At 23.9% G+C, this 8,813-nt stretch carries 7 protein-coding genes; 2 read left to right on the forward strand and 5 right to left on the reverse strand.

Translation table 11 applies throughout. The features are described from left to right. Positions 1-304 precede the first annotated feature (304 nt). Positions 305-1,570: a DUF1743 domain-containing protein gene (locus tag BGI41_RS05100; protein WP_394335018.1), complete on the reverse strand. Its 1,266-nt coding sequence runs from the start codon at positions 1,568-1,570 to the stop codon at positions 305-307. 250 nt (positions 1,571-1,820) lie between these two features. Here BGI41_RS05100 and BGI41_RS05105 point away from each other — a divergent pair, with 250 nt between their 5' ends. Next, positions 1,821-2,759: a transcriptional regulator gene (locus BGI41_RS05105; RefSeq protein ID WP_088539178.1), complete on the forward strand. Its 939-nt coding sequence runs from the start codon at positions 1,821-1,823 to the stop codon at positions 2,757-2,759. 150 nt (positions 2,760-2,909) lie between these two features. Here the strand turns inward: BGI41_RS05105 and BGI41_RS05110 are convergent, their stop codons facing one another. From BGI41_RS05110 to BGI41_RS05120, 3 genes are all read right to left on the reverse strand, one after another. After that, positions 2,910-3,644, reverse strand: a complete 735-nt coding sequence (locus BGI41_RS05110; protein WP_088539179.1) for a hypothetical protein — start codon at positions 3,642-3,644, stop codon at positions 2,910-2,912. 278 nt (positions 3,645-3,922) lie between these two features. Then, complete coding sequence (locus BGI41_RS05115; protein ID WP_088539181.1) at positions 3,923-4,465, reverse strand: hypothetical protein; 543 nt, start codon at positions 4,463-4,465, stop codon at positions 3,923-3,925. A 56-nt stretch (positions 4,466-4,521) separates the two neighbouring features. After that, complete coding sequence (locus tag BGI41_RS05120) at positions 4,522-5,520, reverse strand: deoxyhypusine synthase (protein WP_088539182.1); 999 nt, start codon at positions 5,518-5,520, stop codon at positions 4,522-4,524. A gap of 224 nt (positions 5,521-5,744) precedes the next feature. Between BGI41_RS05120 and BGI41_RS05125 the strand changes: the two genes are divergently transcribed. Continuing rightward, positions 5,745-7,505 (forward strand): hypothetical protein, encoded by a 1,761-nt coding sequence (locus BGI41_RS05125; protein WP_088539183.1) that lies wholly within the window; start codon positions 5,745-5,747, stop codon positions 7,503-7,505. A 306-nt stretch (positions 7,506-7,811) separates the two neighbouring features. Here the strand turns inward: BGI41_RS05125 and BGI41_RS05130 are convergent, their stop codons facing one another. After that, on the reverse strand, positions 7,812-8,711 hold the full coding sequence (locus BGI41_RS05130) for a CBS domain-containing protein (RefSeq protein ID WP_088539185.1): 900 nt from the start codon (positions 8,709-8,711) through the stop codon (positions 7,812-7,814). Positions 8,712-8,813: the final 102 nt, after the last annotated feature.

Consider the following 8,813-nt stretch of genomic DNA (forward strand, 5'->3'; position numbering starts at 1 on the left):
AAATAAATAAAAATGAAAATTTGTTCCTAAAAAGCAAAATCAAAAAATAACATAAAATAAAAATTATAAAAATTCATAGAATATTAAAAAAATATTAATTTAAAAAAGTAAATTTAAAAATCAATATCTTAATAAACTAGATTTTAAATCTTAAATAATATCAAATAATCTAATAATTATAAATTTAATAGAATAACTAGACTAATAATACTAAAAAATCTAATAATACAAATCTAATACTTTAAATAAATAATAATAATTATAATAATTAAATTTAAATAAAATATATAATTAAAACTTAAATTTAATTAAGATTCATCCTAACAAGAGGTTTTGCAAGGTGTCTACGTGCTGAAACAGGAGTTTCATAAAACTTACCATTTTTAAGACTACGTTTAATCTTATGTGGAATCTTATTAGAATCTCTTATTTTATAATCACAATGTTTACACTTAAATCCCTTATTTTTACCTGCAGAAGTCATAGTTTTATTACAATTAGGACATACTGGATTTTTATAAATTAAATCATTTAATTTTAAAACTTTAAATTTTTCAATATTATAAGTATTTTCTTTACCAATACCACCATATAAACGTATTTTATCTCCTGGTTTAAGTTTAGCTACTATTTTTCTAAAATTTTTAGTAGGCTCATAAGCTGCTGCCTCAATTTCACCAGAATCATCCATTAAAGTAAAAAATAAATGCCCTCCTTCAATAGTATGTGGTTTATCTTTAACAATACCATCAACAATATAAGAACTATATTGATGCATACTAGCAATATTTTCTGCTCTTGCTAAATGCATATCTGTATGTTGATTTGTTAAGAAAATACAATAAGATTCTACAGGTTCACCTAATTTTACAATTTCACGCGCTTCTTCTAAGCTATGATAATCATTTGCACGAATACCATATAATACAGGACATGGAGTATTAGGCTCTATAGCCATATATTTACCATCAATATTTTCAAAAGTATCTGTTTTACTATCCATAAGTACAACAGAATCATAATCTATCTTACGTTTAGTTCCTCTATTTTCAGGAGTTCTATATGCTAGAAGTTCATAGGTGTAATCTGTAAGTTTACAACTCATTGCTGCAAGAGATCCAATAATACCTCTACCTTTTTTAAATTTATGTATTTCTGCACCAATACTCTTTGCAAAATCTTCTGCTTCTTTAATAGAAATAATTTCATGAAGTGTTTTATATGCATAATCTTCCATTTCCTTAGTTATTTCTCCATCATAAAAAACAACACCGGGATTAGTATTATCACAATCAAACATTGCAAGCTCTTCAACTTCATCTAATACAATTTGTTTTAATTTATCTAAACTTTTAGTTTCAAACTGTTTCTTAGGAAGTTTAAAAGAAACTCCACCATTTCCACGTGTTTTATGTGGTGCAAAAGGATTTAATCTAATTAACCTAGGAAATCCATCAATAATAAAACCTTCAGATTTAAGTTTTCTTAATAAAACATTACAAAGGTAAGTGGTACACATACCATCAGGAGAATCAGTATCATCAATTCCTACATAAATATAACTTATAATAACACACCCTAAATTTATACCATTAAATATATAACAATAATACTTAATAAAATTTTAAGAAAAAAAATAAAAACATAATATTATGGAAAAATATTATATAAATCCTAAAAATAATTTAAAAAAATAATTAAATATATAAAATCCAATTAAAAAACATGAATAAAAATAAAAAAAATAATAAATTATTTTAAGTATAAATAAAATAAATAATAATATAATAAAATAAATAAAAAGCATGAGGTGGTTTCCTATGTCAGCAAATAGGAAGCAATTGATTCAAGAAATAAATAAAATATTAACAACAGAAGGTTTTCAAACTTCAAATATTTATAATCAAAGTTGTTTCGATATGTTAGCACGTAGACAACTTATATTATTATTAATGAAAGTACTTGTTAATATTGATAGTGTTAATGAATCACATGTAGAAGAAATTAGGAAAATATCTGATGTTTTTTTAGCAAGCCCAATACTCGTAGGACTTAAAACTAGAAATCATCCATTAGAAGAAGATGTTGTATATGAAAGACATGGTATTCCTGCAGTAAGTATTAATACATTTAAAAATATGATAATTAACAATGAATTTCCAGAAATCTTAGCTGATCGTGGAGGATATTTTGTCAATATTAATGGAGATGTATTAAAAGAATGTAGAAATAAATATTCTTTATCACTAAAAGATCTTGCTAATTTAGCACATGTATCTCGTGAAACAATATACAATTATGAAAATGGAAAAGTTAAAGCAAATATTGAAACTGCAATGATGCTAGAAGAAGTATTAAACACTAAAATCACATTTGATATTGATTTATTAGAACCTTATCAAAATAATGAGGAAATCAAAACAAATGAAAATAATGATTTGGCTAAATTAGGATTTGGTGTGGTTTCTACAGAAAAATCACCATTTGATGCTCTTGCAAAACCAAACACCAAAAAAAATAAGGAAAGTCCATTAATTACTGATTTGGAAAAAAATAGAGATATTAAAACACTTAAAAAAATGGCAGTTCCTCTCAAAGATTTATCATTAATTACTTTAGCAAATCCTTTTTTCATTATTAAAAACGATAAATTTAAAGAATCAATTGAAGGAATTCCAGTAATTAAATCATGGGAATTAAAAGAAGCTGATGATTCAGCTAAATTTTTAAAATTAGTTAAAGAAAGAGTTAATGAATAACTCTTCTTTAATTATTATTTTTAAATATTTAAAATAATAAAAATTTAAATAAAAACTATTTTTAATTATATTAAAATATAAAAATTATTTCTAAAGTAAAAAAAAAACTAATTCTAAAATATGAAATATACTTTAAAAAAATATAAAAAATTAAAGTTCTCTAAAAGTACCAAAAGTTTGTTCAGCTTCACGTTCTGAAGCAACACTTACAGCTACCATATCCGCATAATCAAGTGTTTTAAGGAAAGTGAAAGCTTCTTTAGGAGTTTGAATACCACATGCTAAAATTCTTGAAATAATAATCTTTTTATTAATTTTATTTAATAGATTAGACATTTCTTCTTGTTCTTCATCTATGAAAAAATCTACATCCATAGTATATCCAAGTTTATTAATAGGAAGCATATAAAAATCATATAAATTAGAATCTAATTTTCCATCAGCAAGTTGACGACTAGTTTCAAATGGACGTGAAGTAATAATACCTGCTAATGCACCAGAATCTTTAATTTCTTGAAGTACCTGAGAAACATAATCCCAATCATAGGCATCAACTAAAAAATCATCAACTAACATAATAGAAGAATCATATTTAGATAAAACCTCAATATCTTTTAAACAATCTGCATCTTGACGTGCTTTTTTCATATCAGGCATTAGATAATTAACTTTAGTATGGCCTACAGTACCAATAATTTCCATTTCAGCACCTTCTTTTCTAGCAATATCTAATCCTTCAAAAATTGATTTATTATTTGGAATATTAATTCCACGAATACCTTCATCATATGATTTTTTAATAATTTTAGAAATAGGTTCAGGTTGATTATATAAGTCAATTTCATATAAACGAGTTCTATGACCAAAATATCCTTCACAAGTCATAGGAGCATAACCTAAAATTCCACGAGGAATACTTAAACCTTTATAATTTAAATTATCTTCAAAAATAATATCAACACCAAAAAAATAATTAAAATTTTAAAATATTATATAATCCATATAATCATAATAGTATTTAATTTTATATAATTTTTTAAATATTTAATAATATTATATTAATTTTTAAAATATAGATATTAAATTTAAATCTAAATTATTTTAGAAAAAAGTAAAAATTATTAAAATATTAAAAAATATCTGATTTTAAAAAGTATCTAAATTTAAAAATTTAAATTAATTAAATACTTTTCAAATAAAACTCTTCCAATTTCATAGGATATTTCAAAACATAAAAAGAAGACAAAAGTCCAAATATTTAAATATCCAAGAACTGCAAGAATTAAAACTACAACTTTCATTGTAAATCTATAATCAAAGAAATACATTAAAAATTTACTCATACTATAAATTTTCTCATTATCATTTCCAATTTCATCAATTAATGCAGATAAAATAATAACAGCAAGTATTATTAAATTTAAATGAGGAACTGATAAAAAGCACAATAAAAGTAAAAATACTGCTAAAGTTACTACATGATGTATACCATCAACTTTTAAACCAAGTAAGTTTCCAATTAATATTCCAATAAAAATATATGCACCATCAACACTTGAACCAGTAACTATAGCACAACATATACCACATAAAACTCCAACTAGACTTGCAAGAAGTTTATTATGTTTTTCATCATAAATATCATCAGATATTTTCATGAAAAATCCAGATAAACCATAAAGTATAGGTAAAATAATAAATTCCACTAAAATAACCTCTAATTAAAAATTATAAAAAAGTTTAAAATAAACTTTAATAGTAATTATTCATTAAAAGAATCCATAGCACCAGCATATATAAGTGGGAATAAAATAGTTGTATCACCTATTATTGTAACTAAATTAGATTCATGTTGTGCTTTAGACCAACTTATAGCTTCTTCAAGAGGAGCACCACTAAGACTTCCAGTTTCTGGTCTATCCATTGTAATTTGAATACCTGAATCAATTCCTCCTTTTAAAAGAGTACATGCTAAAGTATAATGTTTAGGAATACTTCCACCTAACATTATTGCACCGGTTTTTTCTTTTTCAAAAACAATATCAGATAAATGATGCATATCCCCAACTGCATCTACTGCAAGATTATGATCTTGAGTGAAAATCCATAATTGAAGACCAATCATACTATCAATAAGACCTGGTGAAAAGATATGGACACCATGTTCTGCTGCAAGGTGTAAAATAGAATTTTCATCATCAATTAAAAGTCCAAATTCATATAATAATTTTTCAATAGAAATAATACTTTTATCTTTATCATTATCATATTTTTTACAAATAGTTTCTAACATTTCAGTGATTCTAGATTCAAATACTTCAAAATCACCACTTTGTGTATAAACATCTGCAATTCTTCCAATTCCTGCATCATTAAGTTCAACATCATTATGACCAAGGTCTCTGTAATGTCTTCCACCAAATGCTTCAACCATATCATGAGTTAAATTAGCACCACTTGTAATTAAAACATCAATTTCTTCTTTTCTAATCATATCTGCAATAACATTACGAAGACCACCAGGAACCATAGGGCCTGCAACTGATAAAAATACTTGCATATCATCATCATTAATCATTTTAACAAGCAAATCTCTTGCTCTAGATACTCTACCTGAACCTAAAACTCCAGAGGAATCAAATTCATCAATAAGTTCACTGACTTTCATATCATGTTTAAGTTCAATTTGTTTAACTTTATGAGCCTTAATTTTTGGATTAACTTCTTTTGAAATATTATCTAAACCTTTATTTTCTTCCATAATACCACATAATAAAAATGAATTTATAAATAATTGTAATAAGATATAAAATTCAAATTTTAAAAGACTATTTAATTTAAAAAAACATATTGTTCTTTATTATAGTCTAAATTCATAAAAAACATTAACTTATTAAAATAAGAATTATATAATTATATATATTGTATAACATTTATAATATTAATGAATTATTTTAATAAAATACAGTGATTATTAGTGGTATTATGGAATTCATGGAAAAACTCAATAAAAAAGGAATTTACAGTGATTCTATAAGTGAAAGAATTCATTCAATTGAAACTGAAAATTTAGAATTAGAAGATCTTATTGATGTCGCCCGTAATGATGAATCATGGGAAGTAAGGTCAGCTGCATATATGAGAATAGGCTCTGAAGATTATGGTTACTTAGAAATTGCATATCATGATGGCAATATAGAAAATGCACTTAAAGCTGTAAGAAGTATTAAAAACATAGACCTACTTGATGATATTGCAATTAAAGCTAAAAATGATCAAGTAAGAAAAGTAGCAGTTGCAAAAATTAATAATAAAAGAATTCTTAAAAAAGTTGCATTAGAAGATAAAAATCCCGCTATATGTAACATTGCATTATCAAGAATAAATGAAGAAAAATTATATAAAGAAGCAGCAATCAGAAATTCAAATTTCACTGTTGGAAAATTTGCATTAAGCCAAATAACTTCAATTGAAGATATTTACTGTATTGCATTAAATAGTAAATGTAAAGAAACACGTTTTATTGCAACAGATATAATAGAAAATGAAGATATTTTAGAAAAAATAGCTATTAAAGATGAAGATATTGATATTGGTATTATAGCAGTAAATAAAGTTAAAGATGAAAATAAACTTAAAAAAATTGCATTAAACAGTAACTGTCTTAATACAAGAGGTATTGCTGCAGATAGAACCTATGATTTAGATTCACTAAAAGAAATTGCAATTGCAAATAGAAATAATGATATGGTTTATATTGCACTTGAAAAAATTGAAGACAATGATATCCTAAAAGAAATTGCATTAACTGCAGAAAAACCAGAATTTAAACTTGCTATAATTGATAAAATAAATGATGAAAAAAGTCTTTTAGAAATTGGTTTAAATAGTAAAAATGATAGTGTTAAAGAAGTAATTGTTAATAAAATCAATAATGAAGATATGCTAAAAGAATTATACATTAACAATAAAAATCCACAACTTAAAAGAGAAATTATTAAAAAAATAAACAATGAAGATATTTTATATACAATCTACGAAGAAAATGAAGATTTAAGGATTAAAAAAGATATTGTTAAAAAAATAAATAATGAAGAATATCTTAAAGAAATACTTGAAAACTCTAAAAACTCAAGTGTTAGAAAAATTATTGTAGATAAAATTGATGATAAAAAAATCCTAGAAAAAATCAGTAAAAAAGATACAGTATGGGAAATTCGTGCAATAGCTAATGAAAAATTAGGAAATACAGAAGAAGCACTTAAAGAAATTTTAAATAATACAAATGATTCAGAAGTATTCTACGAAGCATATGATGAACTAAAAAATGAAACTATAAGTATATCTGAATTCATTAAAAACAAAAAATGTTTCATGGATGCATTACTTGTACCATATGAAAAAACATTATCTTATTATGAAAAATTAGATGAAAGATATCCATTAAAACAAGAAATAGACTCTGAAGATAATAAGATTAATGTAATTAAAGATCATGAAAAATATTGTAGAGAAAGAATAGAACTATTTAAAGATAAAACTAATGAAATAAGTAAAGAAGGAAGAGAAAAAATATTAACTCTTGCTTTAAAAGAGAAAAATTATGAATCACATAAAGTTGTTGTAGAAATGATTGATGATAGAGAAACTTTAACTAAAATTGCTGAAAATGAAGATGAATATCCAAGAATTCGTAGATTAGCTCGTTCAAAACTTGAAGATATAAATAATATTGTTATTATTTAATATCTTTAATAATTCTATTTTTAATATAAACTACTTTTAAAACTTAAATAATTATATTTTATAAACTATTATTCAAAATAACTACTTTTAAAACTTAATTATATTTCTTACAAACAATTACCCATATAAACTACAATCAAAACCAAAAAAAATAAACAATTTTTACAAACTATTTTTATTAATTAAAGTGTTATTACCTGAAAAAAAAATAAGAAAAAGACTAAAAAACAAACTAAAAAAAAAAAGTAAAATAAAAAATAGTTAGTTAATAAAAAGTAATTATAAAAATTAAAAATAAATAATGATTTAACTATTTATTGGGAATTTTTCAAGATTAGTCATAGACTCTATTAAATCAGTTCTTGTAACAATTCCAACAGGATCATTATTATCATCAGAAATAATTAACCTTCCGATTTTATGATTATACATTATTTCAACAGCATTAGCAATTTTCATATCTTTATTTACAGTAACAACTTTAGGAGACATATAATCACTAACTTTTGCTTCTTCATCTCCACTTGCTATAGCCTTAACAACATCAGTAACTGTTAACATACCTACTGCAATATTATCTACAATAATTGGTGCACCATCAATTAAATTTTTTGAAAATATTTTTGCAGCTTCACGAATACTATTATCAGAAGTTAAAGTAATTAAATTTGTACTACCAATTTCAATAACTGTTTTTTTAGGAATACTACGAATTGTAGTTGTTTCAAGAAGTATTATATTATCGGTATCATCTCTACCAACAACTTTACCAATTACTCCAAGATTATTTACTGGAGTAGGTCCTACCTTAATAGTATCTCCAATATTCAATAATTTAATATTACCTAAAATTTTAATAGCTGCTTCACATTCTGCAGGATGTGGCACACTAGTAAATTCTATTTTTGCAACAGATAAATTTTCAACCTTATTATTATCCTTATAAATAGGTACTTTTGAACTTTGATCAGTAATAGGTATATTCAAATTATGGTAAGCTTCAATAGTTGGTTTATATCCTCCTCTTGGTCCTGGAACTCCCTTAACAAGCCCAAGACTTCTAAGGGATTGCATTTGATTTCTTATAGTTCCTGGGTTTCTACCCATAACTTCTGCAATTTGTTCCCCTTTAATAGATTTTCCATCAGAAGATTGATATAAATTAATTAAATTTTGTAAAATTTCTTTTTGCACTGATGTTATCATGATTAATACCTTCTTAATAAGCTTTAAGAATTTATAATTATAATTAATGATAATTTATATTTTATTATATTAAAACTTTATTAAAAAATTTAAAAAAATTAA

This window comes from Methanobrevibacter sp. 87.7, assembly GCF_002208625.1.
Lineage (GTDB): Archaea > Methanobacteriota > Methanobacteria > Methanobacteriales > Methanobacteriaceae > Methanarmilla.

Bases quoted from the DNA above. Each gene is read 5' to 3' on its own strand.
- BGI41_RS05105 (WP_088539178.1), top strand. From the start codon at position 1,821: ATGTCAGCAAATAGGAAGCAATTGATTCAAGAAATAAATAAAATATTA.
- BGI41_RS05110 (WP_088539179.1), bottom strand. From the start codon at position 3,644: ATGACTTGTGAAGGATATTTTGGTCATAGAACTCGTTTATATGAAATT.
- BGI41_RS05120 (WP_088539182.1), bottom strand. From the start codon at position 5,520: ATGGAAGAAAATAAAGGTTTAGATAATATTTCAAAAGAAGTTAATCCA.
- BGI41_RS05125 (WP_088539183.1), top strand. From the start codon at position 5,745: ATGGAATTCATGGAAAAACTCAATAAAAAAGGAATTTACAGTGATTCT.
- BGI41_RS05130 (WP_088539185.1), bottom strand. From the start codon at position 8,711: ATGATAACATCAGTGCAAAAAGAAATTTTACAAAATTTAATTAATTTA.